This window comes from Pseudoalteromonas sp. THAF3 (assembly GCF_009363775.1).
Taxonomy (GTDB): domain Bacteria; phylum Pseudomonadota; class Gammaproteobacteria; order Enterobacterales; family Alteromonadaceae; genus Pseudoalteromonas; species Pseudoalteromonas ruthenica.
Genome location: NZ_CP045419.1, coordinates 754,700 through 768,784, shown reverse-complemented (window position 1 = coordinate 768,784; position 14,085 = coordinate 754,700). Strand labels below are relative to the sequence as shown.

The following is a 14,085-nucleotide window of genomic DNA, read 5'->3' as shown; positions in this document are numbered from 1 at the left end:
ACCACTTGCAGACATTCATTTTATATTCAGCTAATTTTGCGCTTGAACGAATAATTGCAAAATAATCACTAATTTATCTAATAAGGCCTGCTTGAGTGTTCAACAAGGCATACAACTTGCGCCACCACATTTGTCTTTTAGGGTATTGCACGGCCACAGATTCAGGGTCTGCAGCGCCAGCATGATAGTGAGTGACAAATTGCATCCCTAGGTAGGTGGCAGTATGGATGAAAGGGTCCACAAACGCTTGCGGCGCCCGCTCGGTGTAACTAGTGGAGAGCAAGGATGCTTGCTTAGTGCGCAGTTGTCGTAACTGGCTACGCAATTGGGGCTGGTCCATGTATTCCGTGAGTCTATCAAAAAACGCCTTCATCTGCGGTGTGGTGTTATACCAATAGACGGGCGATGCAAATACCCAATGGTCAAACTCTAGTAATCGCGTGATTAACGCGCGGAAATCATCGCTTTGTTCGCGAATATCATACCGATATGGGTTAATCTGATAGGCGTCTAAATCAATGAATTGCGCATCGAGGTGTCGGGCGAGAGTGTCGGCAGCTTGGCGGGTGTTACCTTGGCTTCTAGCACTTGAAAAAATAATAACATGTTGGTTCATAATTGCTTTCCTGCATTTGTATGTTTAACCTAAGGCTAAAAGCTCAAGTTAAGTTTAGGTCAACAACAAAATGACATTGGAAGCAAATTTATCTGTCGGCACTGTCGCCAAACGTGCTGGGGTCGCCGTATCGGCGCTGCATTTTTACGAGAAAAAAGGACTTATTCGCAGTTGGCGAAACCAAGGAAATCAACGCCGCTACAAGCGAGATGTACTAAGGCGTATTGCGGTTATCAAGGCCGCACAAAAAATGGGGATCACCCTAGAGGAGGTAAAAGAAACACTCAGTACCCTGCCCGAAAAACGCACCCCGAATAAAGAAGACTGGGCCAACATGTCACGCCAATGGCAGCGCCAACTCGATGAAAAAATTGCCTACATGCAACGAGTACGCGCCTATGTTGATGGCTGTATTGGATGCGGCTGCCTATCGATGCAACGCTGTCCTATTTATAACCCTGAAGATAAGCTCGCCAATGTCGATGGTGGAGCCGTGTTATTGGATCACCCTGAGCTGGGAGACTAGCGCCAACAAGACACAGGCTGTTTATTACCGAGCGCAGACAATCACTCAGTGAGATATGAGTGGAGTCACTTTGGGCCGCCGCAGATGTTAAATTTCTGTATTTAAATGTATAAATTCACTTGTTTATTGCATAGAGTAACGTCTTACTCTTTCAAATTTGGATATGAACTGGTAGCGTACGCGCCTTTTTTTAACCTCGACAGGTGATATATGAAGTTAGGACCTGGACTACTGGTTGCCGCCGCCTTTATTGGCCCAGGCACCATTACCACCGCCAGCGTAGCCGGTGCAAGCTTTGGCTTTGCATTGCTATGGGCCTTGGTATTCTCAGTGCTGGCAACCATTTTATTGCAATCACTGGCCGCGCGTTTAGGTGTGGTCACCGGCCTAGATTTAGCCCAAGCACTGCGCGCGCATATTGAAACCCCCGTGTTTCGTTGGCTTGCCGCATTTTTGGTGATCAGTGCCATTGGCATTGGCAGTGCCGCCTATGAGGCAGGTAACCTCAGCGGTGCCAGTCTCGGTTTACAAGGGCTATTTCCCTCTGCTTCAGCGCAGCTGTGGACGCCCTTGATTGCTATTATCAGCGCCGCACTGTTATACAGCGGCAAATATAAGTTGATAGAGGGCGCACTGATCTTTTTAGTGTTGCTGATGAGTTTAGTTTTTTTAGCGACTCTGGTCATCGCCAGCCCCGATCTCAGTGCCATGTTTGCAGGTTTTAAGCCTAGCTTCCCTGAAGGATCACTGACCACCGTATTGGCGTTAATTGGCACCACCATCGTACCGTATAACTTATTTCTTCACTCTGGGGTGGTCGCACGGGCCAGCCAAGGTGAGCAAGATAAACAACAGGCCATTCGCAGTAGCAACTGGGATACCGGTTTATCAATTGGTCTTGGGGGATTGATCACCTTAGCTATCGTGTCTACCGCAAGCGTGGCCTTTTTTGGTCAGGGCAATAGTCAGCTCAGTGCCGCCAATCTCGCTTCGCAATTAACGCCTTTACTGGGTGACAGTGCCCATTACTTTTTTGCACTCGGGCTATTCGCCGCTGGGTTAACCAGCGCCATAACGGCGCCTCTGGCGGGTGCCTACGCGGTGTGTGGCATGCTCGGGTTACAAGGAGATACCAACAGCCCTCGCTTCAAGCAAGTGGCGTTGGTGATATTAGTGTTTGGTGCTGTTGTGGCCAGTCTTGGTTTAGACCCAGTGGCGGTAATTATTTTCGCGCAGGCCACCAACGCACTGTTATTACCCATTATCTGTATTTACCTGCTGTGGCTAATGAATCAAAATAAGGTCATGGGCAGATTTAAAAACTCACTGCTGATTAATGTGCTGGCGATGCCGCTGCTGATACTGATCATCACGTTGAGCGGATACAAACTGCTTACGCTCATATAATGCCTATTAAGTGAGCGCAAGGCGCTTGCCTCTGTGCTCACTTTCCCCTACCATCTCGGCTCATTTTACCAAGGAGTCGGTTATGGCAACATCCCCACCACAGGACAAAAAAATCCCCAAAGTGCTGCAACAAGTCGACAACAAAGAGCTACGCAGTACCGGTTTTTGGCTCAACCAAGTATTTTTGGTGCTATCCACCATTTTTGGTGTCTACCTCGCCGCACAAAGCGGTTTAGAGCAGGCAATTAAATTCGATACCTACTCTAAAATGGAAGATAACTACTATCTACGCACGTCTCTGTACGATGAGTTGCTCGACAACCAACGTAAAATTCAAGCGTATGCCGAGCTACTGGCTAAGAGCCCGCCTACATCTGAGCTTGAGTTCAATAAGCCCACTTTAGATAAATATGTGTGGCACACCATGCAATACTCACCCACGACTTTGGAAACCCCAAGTGCCATTCTCTCCGCTGCGCGGCGTTTTTATAGTCAAAGTCAGTTTTATATTGAACGCGCGCTAAAGCGCAAGGTGTCAGCGCGTCACGCCAGTGAGAAGCTAGGCAAACTTGCAACCGACCTAGAGCAAAATACGCTTCCCTATTTAAAGCGCAGTGCCCAGGCACTGAAACAAGAATTAGCTGATAACGACGTGCAAATTGGCAGTCTCAAGGAGTTAGAGCATGAATAAACGCTGTCCCCATTGTGTTGATGAATACTTAGAAGTGACCGAGTATCAAGGTGAAGAAATTGATGTGTGCCTAGAATGTGGTGGCCTTTGGTTTGAAAAAAATGAAGTCAATCGCATGTTGAACGAGGTCAACGACGGTCCTGTGGGTGAGAAATATGAACACAATTTTGGTGAACATGTAGGTATATCTGAGCGCGACTGCCCCGATTGCTCAACATTGATGGAGCGCTACCACTTATTAGAGCACTACCACAGCGAAATCGATGTATGCCGTCATTGCGATGGCAGCTGGATAGAAAAAGAGCAGTTAGAAAGTGTCGAAAATAGCCCACAGCTAAAAGCGGCACTTGGCGAGCTCAACCAGAAGGTGTCATGGAAAACCTACTTATTTCAATTTCTAACGCAAATGCCAGTAGAGTACAACATCAAACCACATCGTACCCCGTGGGTAACTCGCGCTTTGGTGGCGTTGAACGTGTTGATATTTGCCGCTTATTTTTTTGTTCCCAGCCATTTTGAGTTTGTACTTGAATATTTTGCCATGCGCCCAGTGGATGTGCTCGCCGGGGAAGAGCCTTGGACCTTGCTCACCTGTGTGTTTTTACACGGCTCAATTATGCACCTGGTAGGCAATATGTACTTTTTATACATCATTGGCGATAACCTCGAAGATGCACTTGGCCACTGGCGTTTCCTTGGCTACTACCTGCTGTGTGGCGTACTCGCCTCTGTCGCTAGCTTGCTATTATCGAGCAATGGCACCATACCCAGTGTCGGTGCCAGCGGTGCCATTGCCGGTTTATTTGGCATGTACTTAATGTGGTTTCGCTATGCCAGCCTGACCTTTATGTTCGTCATTTATCAGAAGAAGCTCTCCGCCATGTGGTTCTTCATTATTTGGCTGGGTATTAACTTATTCGGGTTATTTAGCCTGCCCGATGGCGTTGATTATGGCGCTCATATCGGCGGCTTTATCGTCGGTCTACTCATTGGCTATGCGCTTAAAACCAAAGTAATGAGCGACAGACCTATGATTGCACTACTAAATAAGCCAGCCGCCCAGCTTAAACGCTAATACCGGGTTTCATCAGGTGAGTAGCGTGCATATATGCCATGCTGCTCACCATCACCTACCCCTTATTCATGATGGCGGCGCTCGATGGCCTCTAACTCGCTTTGCGGTTCGCTAGGCGCACTTGATTGCATGGGCGCAACTAAATCACACTCAGTAATAGTGTCAGACAGTTTCTTACACTCTTTATTGCTTTTACTCGGCGTTGGCTTTTGCAATGCACCGAGGACCGCCGAGTCAATCGCCAAGCCAAGTTTAGCGAAGCTAAAGCCGTCATTATCTGTTGGCGTGTAACTGGATTTACCTGGATCGCCTTGGGTGCTGGCGGTATAGTGCTTTTCTGCGCGCTGCTGCATATTTGGCTGCGCATAGCCATCCACTAAGATGCCCACCACCGTACAACCATTTAAAATACTCAGCGCGGCCAGCGCGATAAATAATTTAAGCATGCTACGTATCCTTTCATGCCTTCGTGTGCTCGTTCTATCACTTTAACGGTAAACATTAACGCAAACTGTAAGAAAATGTACCCTTTTAATTTTTGCACCTTGGCGGCGGTGGTTTACGCTTAAAGCTATGCACACATTATATGCTGTAAGCGCCATTGTACTGCTCATGATGCAGTTGTGGTCATCATCAAGCTGGGGCACACCGGCGCCACTGCGAATTTGCTTTGAAAGGTGGTGGCCCTACAGCTATGTCGACGAATCGATGCAAGCAAAAGGCATTGAAGTGGATTTAATTCGCTATGCACTGTCACACTCAGGCACTGACGTCATCTTTACTGAGCTGCCCTACAAACGCTGTGTTGAAGCCGTTAGCCAAGGTAAGCTTGATTTCACCTTGCATGTGGATGAAACCGATGGCTTGGCAATGCTCGACCAATCGTTCGTTAACTGGGAGCTGACGCTAGCGGTGGCCATCAAGCGCCAAGAGAGTTTTTACGAGCAGGCTGTGCAGCGCTCCCCCATTATTCTCATTGCTGAGGAGTACCCATACCCTGATGAAGTCTATAGTGCACTAAAAGCACTCAATGCTGATATTGTTACTCGCTCCTACTACGAGTCAACAGACGCGCAAGCTAAATCATTTTTCTCCACCCTGAGCGATAGTCGCGTCGATGCCATTGTGGTAGATAGAACCTGGGCTGCGAAAATTATTCACGATTTCGATTTGCCCGTTGCGCTTTTACACAACCTGCATATTGAGCCTCAATACATCGGCTACCATCCTAATAACGAAAAAAAGGCGTTGCGCTTGCAACACCTTTTGTCATCTATTCCTGAGAGCGTCAAAAAAGAAATTGAACGCCGCTATCAGCAACCCTAGGCTGGTTTTATTAGCCTGTTATTGCACAGAAATATTCAAGGTTACACCGGAGTAATTGCTGTAAGCACGAAGGCCTACATGCCAAGTGCCAGCTGCTGCGGCCTCTGAACACGACTCGTTATTGCCTGAACGAAACGGGCGACAATCATAGCTAGAGGTTGTTGGCTGCGCGCCTTGACGGACATACAAATCGACATCACCGCTGCCACCGGAGGTGCTTACATCAACCGTGCTCGCGCCCGCAGGCACATCAACGGTAAAGTATTGCCACTGACCTTGGCTGCCCGAGAGGTTTGACTCAGTGATCTCAATCGGTAAATCGCTGCCACTTTGCTCGTAGCTCGCCACTAAGGTTGCGCCACTATAGGCGTTGTAACCATGCACCATAATTGAGTAAGTGCCTGCGCGCGTATCTGTACAGCTCTCGTTATTCCCATTTTCATAAGGGCGGCAATCATAGTTATTCTGCGATGCCGTTGCGCCGTATTTTACATACAAGTCTAAATCACCTGAGCCACCTGAGCTGGTAATGCTGATATTGCTGGCACCGGCTGGTACTTCAAAGGTGTATAGCGTTTCACTGCCATTAGCACCGCTGATGCTAATAGGCTGACCATTTTCAAGCTCATTTGGAGGCGGTGGTGGCGTGCCGCCACTGCGGAAATTAGCAATTGTTGGACTGGTAATATTCAAAACACGCGTGTTGTCACTGCGCGTGGTTGTGCCCATCGCCGTGCCATTGTAGCTCTTGTTTGGGTTTGACCAATAATTGATACGAGTACAACCACTGTTACAGTTATACGCCATCACCGTACGCCATTGAGAGCTTGGGTCTTGGTAGCCGTGACCGTAGGCATAAGGCGAATTAGTGGGATCGTTTTCAGGGTTGTGACGCGCCGCTTGGAGGTGACCAATTTCATGACCGAAAGAGTAATAACCGGTAGCACAATCATAATCAACCATGGCAAAAGCACTGCTGGCGCTGGCACCAATGGCATCAGCTTGACCACAATAGCCGTTAACATCGTTCACTAATACCACCACATCGGCACCATACTGGTCACGCAAACCATGCACCTCATCCATGTAGCCATCGTTGGTCCCGGCCAAACGGTTTAAATCAGTGCCTGAGCTACTCGCTTCGGTGTAGTTGACCTGTGCTTTATGGGCAAGACTGACGGTGGCATTCACACCTGAATTTTGATAACCCTGATTGGTTTCATTGATAGCAAGGTCTATCAAGGCATCAATGTCGCCAGAGAGCTGAGCAGCCTTGGCAGTGTAAACCACCAGTAGGTCAATTTGCGTATCGGCAACGGCCTGCGGCTGCGCGAAAATACTAGGGCTATTATTGACGCTAACCTGCTTTGCGAGTGGGCCTTCAGGCATAACGTGTCCTGGTTGGTGCTCTGGTGGCATTTGCTCAGGCTTGAGTGTTCGCAGCTGATGACCATGAGCGCCAACAGGCTTAAGCTTTAGCACGTCACCGTTGGTTTTAACCGTACCAGAGATGCCTTTTGCAGTTTGCACTAATGTGACCGAGTCACCATTGTCGTTTTCACCTTGCCAAATAAGGTTACCACTGGCGCTAAGGCTTGCGTTTTTGCGGGTAAAGTGTACCTGCGCACCATCAACAGGCAAAGACAAGGAGGCAGTATTGCTGGTTAATTGGAACTGCGCGCCACTGAGCTGTGACATATTTGCTTGTGCAGCGTTAACGCTGTTAGCCATTTGCTGCGATGACACTTCAAACAGTGGACCTTGAGCAAATACAGCGGTACTGCTAAGCAGCGCGCTGGCGATAAGGGTGGGTTTAAACATGGGGTATCCTAGTTGTTTCTTTTATGGGAAACAGCAAAATAAAACAACATCAATTTGTTTTCAATTATTTTACATTCAAACCACCAAAACTTTGTAAATGCTTGTAAATATGAGATATTAAAGAATCAAAAGCAACAAACAAAAAGAGCCAACTATTAACCCAAGGTTAATAATTGGCAAAAGTGATCTCTTTATTCTTTTTTCTTGAGCTTATCGAGGCTGTGTCTCAAGCTTAAATAAGGCCATGCTCCACCATTAAGGAACTACTATGAAACCTTTGTTTGCAGCGCTCGTGCTGCTATTACCGACTCTCGCGCTTGCGAAGAGCTCATTGTCACCTCAACTGAGTGTTTTCGAACCCTACTTAGGCACTTGGCAGGCACAGTTTCAACCCGCTCCCGCTCAAGAGAAGGTCACAGATGTAAGCCAATGGCAGCGTGCCCTCAATGGCACTGCTATTCGCACCTTACACAGCATCAATGACGGCGATTATGGTGGCGAATCACTGATATTTTGGGACCAAAGTAAACAAAAACTGGTGTTTTATTATTTCACTACCGCCTCTTTTTACACTCAAGGCTGGCTTGAAGTGGGCGATGACGGCAGCTTCACCGCTTATGAGGAAGTAACCGGCAGTGCTCAAGGGATCACCCAAGTAAAATCCACGAGCCAATTCGTGGATGGCAAAATAGTAGTCAGTACACAATACTTACAAAACGAGCAATGGACATCACCGCAAATCCGCACCTACACTCGCTCCGATAAAGCGGTCGTTTTTAAGTAGATTTTCACAAAGAGGTATTCATGTTTCGTAAGCTGCTAAGAGCTTTGTTGCCATCGTTTGTGCCCGCTGAGGTTGACGCTAATTATGCGTTTTTTGATAAAACACCGGAAAATGAGCCCTTACCGATCGCCAATAAAGCCCCTGTTGACGACCAAACAATGCCTTACGAAAACGACTTAGAGGGCGCCTATCTCGATTACTTATTTGGCTGTGATGCTCGGCCAATGCAGCAGAGCGACAGCCTCAGTCACTTCATTTACCATCAACTGAGCCTGTTAATGCATGAGCCTGAGCAGTTGCTATCACATTTACCCGTTATGCCGGCCTCCATCAGTCAGGTGCTTAAAGAGCTGGATAACCCTGATTTCGACGTGCAGCGATTACTCGCTGTGGTAGAGCGGGAGCCTGCGATGGCAGCGGATCTTATCAAGCTAGCGAACAGCCCTCGTTACCGCCGCCGCGAACAAGAAATCACCGAGCTTAAAGCCGCTTTTATGAGTATGGGGGCCAATGGCCTGCTTGAGGGCGTGGTGCAATCTTATATTAAGCGCTTTACGCCGCGTCCGAGTATTTATTACCGCCAGTTTGGCGAAAAAATATGGCAGCACGCGTTGCAAACGGCTGACTTTGCCAAGTTAGCAGCTAGCGATAGCCAAACCGACCCTGGCGCCGCATATTTTACCGCACTGCTTTACAACCTCGGCACCATGATTATTTTTGAGCTTATGATAGAGGCGTTTAATGTTGTTGACCCCGACGTCACCCCTAGCAGCGCAGCCTTTAAACGCCTCATTAGAGAGTACAGTCACGATTTAACCTTAACCTTAACCTTGGCAAATTATTGGCAGTTACCACAACTGATTGTAAAAGGGTTGCACCGCAGTAGGTTGGACCACATTAGGTTGGAGCGCAGTCGGACTCAACTCTCGCCTTTAGCGCAATTGTGTGAGCAAGCGGACATAGCCAGTAAACTGTGTTGCTTACAAAACCAGCAGCAGGCGAGGCAGCTCAGCGACCACCTCACCCACCCTGTACTTAAACAGCGAGTCGACACCCATTTATCGGGTGTTTGAACTGGGCAATAAACACTTAGTTGGGCTGCGCTATCATAATCGATTTAACATTAACGAATTCACGCATACCAAAGCCGCCGTGCTCGCGACCGTAACCGCTGTCTTTAACGCCGCCAAAAGGCAGGTTAGGCTGTGCTAACGAATAGCCGTTAATGTTGACCATTCCGGTATCGAACTCGGTTTTTGCCAGCGCCACGGCTTTTTCTGTGTCCTCACTGAAAATACCGCCACCTAAGCCATAACGCGAGTCGTTAGCCAGTTGCATGGCATGCTCATCGTCATTGGCACGAATGAACGACGCCACCGGGCCAAATAACTCATCATCGTAGGCGGGCATGCCCGATTTAACGTCTTCCAATACGGTGATCGGGTAGAAGAACCCTTCCCCTTGGGGCACATCACCACCGAGAATACACTTTGCACCGGCTTCAATGGATTGCTGCACTTGCTGATGCAATTGGTCGCGCAAATCATCTCGCGCCATCGGCCCAAGATCGGTGCTGGACTCTTTTGGGTCGCCCATTTTCAGGTCTTTGGCCGCTTTAACAAAAGCATCGCGAAATTCATCGTACACCGCGTCAGCGATAATGAAGCGTTTGGCGGCGACACAGGTTTCACCGTTATTGACCACACGGCCTTGAATACAACATGACACCGCATGCGCAATATCAGCATCGCTGAGCACCACAAATGCGTCGTTACTGCCAAGCTCTAGTACCGACTTTTTCGATACCGACGCAGCCTGCTCCGCCACTTTCTTACCGGTTTCGTCACTGCCCGTAAAGGTTACACCGCGTACTTTATCGTGCGCAATGAGTTTACTGGCGGTAGCGCCATCGATAAGCAGTGATTGATAACAGCCCTCAGGGAACCCTGCTTCAAGAAACAGCGCTTCAATTTTCTTCGACATACCAAACACATTGCTGGCATGCTTCAACACCGTGGTATTGCCCGCCATAATATTAGAGACGCTATAACGGATCACTTGATACAGTGGGAAATTCCAAGGCTGGATCCCTAAGATCACACCTATGGGCTGATAGGTCACCAAGGCGTGCCCATCTTCAAAGAAACGGTGTTCATCTTCTAATTCTTTGGCGCCATGCTTGGCGGTGTAGCGGCAAATTTGCGCGCACAACGCCACTTCTTGTTTACCTTGGTCGGTGACTTTACCCATTTCCTCGGTCATTAAACTCACCAACGCGCTCTCATTTTGTTCGATCAGGTCGGCGAGTTTGTTCAGTTTCTCAGCGCGCTCTGAAAAAGACGTTTTGCGCCATTGGCCAAACGCATCATGGGCAGCATCGACTGCCTGCTCTGCTTGAAACTGTGATAATAAGGTGTACTCAGCTAATGGGTTACCATTACTTGGATTTACGGTTGTTACCGTCTTTGCCATAACCTTCTCCTTTAAATTTAATCGTCGAGCTTATGGGAGCAAAAACAGCACCAACTATTTAAATCTTTAAAAATCAACAAATTAAGCTGAAGCAGTGAAAATAAATGGCTTTGTACCAGCAAGCACTACACACACTCAGTGAAGATTTTTCAAAAGCGCGCTTGAGCAATGCTGAGCCTATCTTTTGTTGCACTAAAAATAGGGTCAGATAAAATAGCCGCAAAACAAAGGAGTGTAAGATGTTAAAAAAGTCTCTCAATATCGGCCTATTGGCTTTACTAGGCTCACCTTGGATGAGTGCCGCCGCACCCACACCTGATTTCGATGCCGCCTATGACGCCTTTGAGCAAGCACTGCACACTGGTGAGAATGTGCAGCAGCATGCACAAACCGCCTATGAGGTAGGCCTGAGCACCTTTGGTGAAACATCGCCAGCTGTTGCTAAGTTAGCCATTAACTACGCCAACGCGATGGCTCCTTCACCCACTAATGCGCAGCAACGCGCGACCCTTTATAAACAGGCGTTGACGATATTAGAGCAGCAGCCTACCCCAGATCCGCTAAGCCTTATCGACCCGTTAATGGGCATCGCCAAAAGCGCGGATAAGGCACACACCGTTGAGAAGGCCATCGAACGTGCGATAGATATTGCAAAGCAGCAACAAAAACCTAAATTGGTCGCCGATTTAAAAGTAGACGGTGCCGAAATTTACTTTCGCCGCTTGGACTTTGATAAAGGCCGTGCGGCAGCAGTGTACCTCAACGAAGCCGAAGCATACTATCAAGCGCATATCGCCGATGACACGGTCGAAATAATTAATGTCACCATGCTGTTAGGTGCGGTAGACAAAGCCCGAGGGCGTCGACATACGGCCATTGAGCGTTTTAACAAAGTGGTCAATATTTTTGATGATAACTTTAGTTTCGACCACCCTGCTGAGCTGCAAGCTCATTCGCAGCTCGTCGCACTGTATGAGCAAGAAGGTGAATCCGAGCAAGCCACTAAGCATTGTGTTGCCATCGCAAAGATGCGTCCGTGGGCGAAGAATCAAGAGCAAACCCCATTGTATCGCACTCCTCCGCGCTACCCCGCTATCGCCGTGCGCCAACGCCGCGAAGGCTGGGTACAAATGGAATTCACCGTGAACGAGAGCGGCTTCGTTGAAGATATCAGTGTACTGGACTCCGACGGCAGTGCGGCGTTTGAAAGAGCGGCTGTTAATGCTGTAAAACAGTGGCGATACGCACCAAAGTTTGAAAATAATCAAGCTGTTAAAGCAAAAACCTCGGTCCAGCTTGATTTCAAAATAGGCTAATCACTCGGCCCTGTGAATATCAGGGCCTCCTACTTTTTACTTAATTTAGAAACAAATGTTAATTTAGTGTTTATTTTTTGTTTGTTCTCTTATAGGGTAATTCCACTGCCTTAATCAAAGGCAATATCGATGGCTTACAGGAGTATAAGCAGTTGTAGAGCCCGTGGAATGATTCAAATGGAGAGAACAATGAAAACACTTATTGCATCAGCCGCTCTACTGATTGGTGGACTATTTAGCGCCCAAGCAAGCGCCGACAGCATGGAATGTTATGTCGATACTCAGGCATACGACCAATTTACACCTAACCGTTGTTTCGCACTGGTTTATGGTGCGACATCAAGCACCGCCGTTTTTCGCGTGGTAGGGAACGGTTCACAAATCGACAGTGTTATTTGGTCTAACGCGGCCTCATCGTGCAGCACCTCAGGCACGTCGTGCTCTTTTGAAATTCGTGCTTTCCGCCCATATACAGCCGAAGCAACCATTCTTTACAGTAACGGCTCGTGGAGCAAAGTTTCAGCTACGGCGTCATTTGAAGACGGCCGATAGTTAACAGCAACCGTCACACGGTTGCAGGTACCTCGTTCATTGAATGGACACTTCGTGAATGTGCAAAAGCCGACTCGTTCGGCTTTTTTTTATGGCTCACACAACAAAAACGCAGTCAGTCGACACCCACTGCGTTTATGATGATGTGCTTGGGGTTAGCTGTTTTTTAGCTGCTGCTCTATTAGGTAAGCAGCCACCTCATCCAGGCTTTGTTTTTTTAAGCGCTTGGCAATGTTTTTATCTTGATTATCGGTTGGCTCACCGGCTATAGGCTCGTATGCTCCTGCCTTTAATACCCCTGCACCGACGTCATATTCATCTCGCCAGGTGCACGCAAACGCTTTAGCATTCAGCGCTGTGGCAAGAGCGCCCATGGCTGCTAGCTGCTCATTAGGTTCAGGCATGTTTAAAAAATCATACTGAATTTGCAGACCCTCAAGTATTTTTTCGTACGGCATTGATAACTCTTCACACAATGCAAATAATGGCTGCTCGTGTTCTGGCACCTCGTCCTCAAAATCAGGGCGTGTTTCAAAGTCGATATAAAAACAAAACCGTGCTAAGTCCGCTTCATTAGCGAAGCTTGCAACAACCACTACGACATTTTCCATTAGTCAGCACCCTCCTTGGCGGCTTTAATATAAGGGGCGAGTAAAGTATGTACTGAATCAGGCAAGTCTGCTTCATTGAATAAACGGGTAAACTCTTGCGCCGTCTCCACAAAGCACTGCGGATATTTGTCGGGGGACGCTGTGAACTTATCAATAGCAGCAAAGAAAGTCACTAAATTTTCTTTTAATGGTTGCGCCTCAAATTCACTGCCTTTAAAGTTTTTGAGTGCACTAATACAGTAAGAGAGGCGATAGCGATAAATAAAATTTGGATTAGGGTTTTCCATGTGTTTGCTAAAGTATGATGAAAGCCTATTAATTGCCATTCTAAAACTTCTCTCACATTTAGCTTTAAGCCTGTCTTCGTCTCCATCTTTTAACCTATTTTTAAACCAAGACTCATCCTCTACCGAGCTGGGTAATAATAATCCGGCCAGTAACTGCTCTTTACCTTGAAAAAAGCTAGTGACCCCCTCACCTGTGGCACTTTTATGAGTTGCATAATCTCGATCACAAAATTCTAATACTCGCTCTCCCCCGTCGTAGTAGTCTTTAACATTGTCGTCTGGGTGTCGTGTACCCGGTTCATATTTATCAAGCTCTTCAATAATATACGAGCGCTCAAAAGAGGGATGAAGCCAAACCACTATCATACCAACATGACGCACTTTGCGGCGCACTTCACCGTAGTTATTCACCGTTCTCAGTGGCTCCTTATCCGGCCCGTACAGGAAATACTCTTTTATTAACTTAACGTCCTGAGGGGCATAGAGGCCTATTTTTTGAAGCGACTCTTTCACTTCTTTCCACTGTGCTTTACGTGTTTTTAGCCATGTTTTATCGTCTGGATACCAACTCATTGTCTTCCTTGTTTTTTATTGTCTATTT

At 47.6% G+C, this 14,085-nt stretch carries 15 protein-coding genes; 9 read left to right on the top strand and 6 right to left on the bottom strand.

Annotated features, from left to right (window positions below):
- Positions 1–73: 73 nt before the first annotated feature.
- Positions 74–616 carry a flavodoxin family protein gene (locus tag FIU82_RS18495; protein ID WP_022945042.1) on the bottom strand — a complete coding sequence of 181 codons (543 nt, stop codon included), beginning with the start codon at positions 614–616 and terminating at the stop codon, positions 74–76.
- 70 nt (positions 617–686) lie between these two features.
- Between FIU82_RS18495 and soxR the strand changes: the two genes are divergently transcribed.
- From soxR to FIU82_RS18475, 4 genes are all read left to right on the top strand, one after another.
- Positions 687–1,142: a redox-sensitive transcriptional activator SoxR gene (soxR, locus tag FIU82_RS18490; protein WP_022945041.1), complete on the top strand. Its 456-nt coding sequence runs from the start codon at positions 687–689 to the stop codon at positions 1,140–1,142.
- Between the two features lie 210 nt (positions 1,143–1,352).
- A complete protein-coding gene (locus tag FIU82_RS18485; RefSeq protein WP_045978884.1) occupies positions 1,353–2,549 on the top strand; it encodes an Nramp family divalent metal transporter in 1,197 nt (398 codons plus the stop codon).
- Between the two features lie 82 nt (positions 2,550–2,631).
- Positions 2,632–3,240: a hypothetical protein gene (locus tag FIU82_RS18480; RefSeq protein WP_045978883.1), complete on the top strand. Its 609-nt coding sequence runs from the start codon at positions 2,632–2,634 to the stop codon at positions 3,238–3,240.
- Positions 3,233–4,315, top strand: coding sequence for a rhomboid family intramembrane serine protease (locus FIU82_RS18475; RefSeq protein WP_152441907.1), 1,083 nt, complete (start codon positions 3,233–3,235; stop codon positions 4,313–4,315). The genes FIU82_RS18480 and FIU82_RS18475 overlap by 8 nt, the downstream gene beginning before the upstream one ends.
- A gap of 62 nt (positions 4,316–4,377) precedes the next feature.
- Here the strand turns inward: FIU82_RS18475 and FIU82_RS18470 are convergent, their stop codons facing one another.
- On the bottom strand, positions 4,378–4,761 hold the full coding sequence (locus tag FIU82_RS18470) for a hypothetical protein (protein WP_045978881.1): 384 nt from the start codon (positions 4,759–4,761) through the stop codon (positions 4,378–4,380).
- A gap of 127 nt (positions 4,762–4,888) precedes the next feature.
- Here FIU82_RS18470 and FIU82_RS18465 point away from each other — a divergent pair, with 127 nt between their 5' ends.
- Complete coding sequence (locus FIU82_RS18465; RefSeq protein ID WP_152441906.1) at positions 4,889–5,641, top strand: ABC transporter substrate-binding protein; 753 nt, start codon at positions 4,889–4,891, stop codon at positions 5,639–5,641.
- Between the two features lie 18 nt (positions 5,642–5,659).
- Here FIU82_RS18465 and FIU82_RS18460 read toward each other — a convergent pair whose 3' ends face one another.
- Positions 5,660–7,462, bottom strand: a complete 1,803-nt coding sequence (locus tag FIU82_RS18460) for a pre-peptidase C-terminal domain-containing protein (RefSeq protein ID WP_071209382.1) — start codon at positions 7,460–7,462, stop codon at positions 5,660–5,662.
- Between the two features lie 268 nt (positions 7,463–7,730).
- On the opposite strand from FIU82_RS18460, the gene FIU82_RS18455 reads away from it, so the two are divergent.
- Positions 7,731–8,246 carry a hypothetical protein gene (locus FIU82_RS18455; RefSeq protein ID WP_152441905.1) on the top strand — a complete coding sequence of 172 codons (516 nt, stop codon included), beginning with the start codon at positions 7,731–7,733 and terminating at the stop codon, positions 8,244–8,246.
- A 20-nt stretch (positions 8,247–8,266) separates the two neighbouring features.
- Positions 8,267–9,319 carry an HDOD domain-containing protein gene (locus FIU82_RS18450; protein ID WP_152441904.1) on the top strand — a complete coding sequence of 351 codons (1,053 nt, stop codon included), beginning with the start codon at positions 8,267–8,269 and terminating at the stop codon, positions 9,317–9,319.
- A 16-nt stretch (positions 9,320–9,335) separates the two neighbouring features.
- On the opposite strand, the gene FIU82_RS18445 is transcribed toward FIU82_RS18450, so the two are convergent.
- The gene (locus tag FIU82_RS18445) at positions 9,336–10,718 is read right to left on the bottom strand and encodes an NAD-dependent succinate-semialdehyde dehydrogenase (protein ID WP_152441903.1); all 1,383 of its coding nucleotides are present in this window, start codon (positions 10,716–10,718) and stop codon (positions 9,336–9,338) included.
- 239 nt (positions 10,719–10,957) lie between these two features.
- On the opposite strand from FIU82_RS18445, the gene FIU82_RS18440 reads away from it, so the two are divergent.
- Both FIU82_RS18440 and FIU82_RS18435 read left to right on the top strand, forming a co-directional pair.
- Positions 10,958–12,034, top strand: a complete 1,077-nt coding sequence (locus FIU82_RS18440) for a TonB family protein (protein WP_152441902.1) — start codon at positions 10,958–10,960, stop codon at positions 12,032–12,034.
- A 189-nt stretch (positions 12,035–12,223) separates the two neighbouring features.
- The gene (locus FIU82_RS18435; protein ID WP_152441901.1) at positions 12,224–12,586 is read left to right on the top strand and encodes a hypothetical protein; all 363 of its coding nucleotides are present in this window, start codon (positions 12,224–12,226) and stop codon (positions 12,584–12,586) included.
- A gap of 155 nt (positions 12,587–12,741) precedes the next feature.
- Here the strand turns inward: FIU82_RS18435 and FIU82_RS18430 are convergent, their stop codons facing one another.
- Positions 12,742–13,197: a hypothetical protein gene (locus tag FIU82_RS18430; RefSeq protein WP_152441900.1), complete on the bottom strand. Its 456-nt coding sequence runs from the start codon at positions 13,195–13,197 to the stop codon at positions 12,742–12,744.
- Positions 13,197–14,057, bottom strand: a complete 861-nt coding sequence (locus tag FIU82_RS18425) for a hypothetical protein (protein WP_152441899.1) — start codon at positions 14,055–14,057, stop codon at positions 13,197–13,199. Before FIU82_RS18425 ends, FIU82_RS18430 begins: the two co-directional genes overlap by 1 nt.
- Positions 14,058–14,085 lie beyond the last annotated feature (28 nt).

Excerpts from the sequence above, each read along its gene's own strand:
- FIU82_RS18495 (WP_022945042.1), bottom strand. The coding sequence starts at position 616 with ATGAACCAACATGTTATTATTTTTTCAAGTGCTAGAAGCCAAGGTAAC.
- soxR (WP_022945041.1), top strand. The coding sequence starts at position 687 with ATGACATTGGAAGCAAATTTATCTGTCGGCACTGTCGCCAAACGTGCT.
- FIU82_RS18485 (WP_045978884.1), top strand. The coding sequence starts at position 1,353 with ATGAAGTTAGGACCTGGACTACTGGTTGCCGCCGCCTTTATTGGCCCA.
- FIU82_RS18480 (WP_045978883.1), top strand. The coding sequence starts at position 2,632 with ATGGCAACATCCCCACCACAGGACAAAAAAATCCCCAAAGTGCTGCAA.
- FIU82_RS18475 (WP_152441907.1), top strand. The coding sequence starts at position 3,233 with ATGAATAAACGCTGTCCCCATTGTGTTGATGAATACTTAGAAGTGACC.
- FIU82_RS18470 (WP_045978881.1), bottom strand. The coding sequence starts at position 4,761 with ATGCTTAAATTATTTATCGCGCTGGCCGCGCTGAGTATTTTAAATGGT.
- FIU82_RS18465 (WP_152441906.1), top strand. The coding sequence starts at position 4,889 with ATGCACACATTATATGCTGTAAGCGCCATTGTACTGCTCATGATGCAG.
- FIU82_RS18460 (WP_071209382.1), bottom strand. The coding sequence starts at position 7,462 with ATGTTTAAACCCACCCTTATCGCCAGCGCGCTGCTTAGCAGTACCGCT.
- FIU82_RS18455 (WP_152441905.1), top strand. The coding sequence starts at position 7,731 with ATGAAACCTTTGTTTGCAGCGCTCGTGCTGCTATTACCGACTCTCGCG.
- FIU82_RS18450 (WP_152441904.1), top strand. The coding sequence starts at position 8,267 with ATGTTTCGTAAGCTGCTAAGAGCTTTGTTGCCATCGTTTGTGCCCGCT.
- FIU82_RS18445 (WP_152441903.1), bottom strand. The coding sequence starts at position 10,718 with ATGGCAAAGACGGTAACAACCGTAAATCCAAGTAATGGTAACCCATTA.
- FIU82_RS18440 (WP_152441902.1), top strand. The coding sequence starts at position 10,958 with ATGTTAAAAAAGTCTCTCAATATCGGCCTATTGGCTTTACTAGGCTCA.
- FIU82_RS18435 (WP_152441901.1), top strand. The coding sequence starts at position 12,224 with ATGAAAACACTTATTGCATCAGCCGCTCTACTGATTGGTGGACTATTT.
- FIU82_RS18430 (WP_152441900.1), bottom strand. The coding sequence starts at position 13,197 with ATGGAAAATGTCGTAGTGGTTGTTGCAAGCTTCGCTAATGAAGCGGAC.
- FIU82_RS18425 (WP_152441899.1), bottom strand. The coding sequence starts at position 14,057 with ATGAGTTGGTATCCAGACGATAAAACATGGCTAAAAACACGTAAAGCA.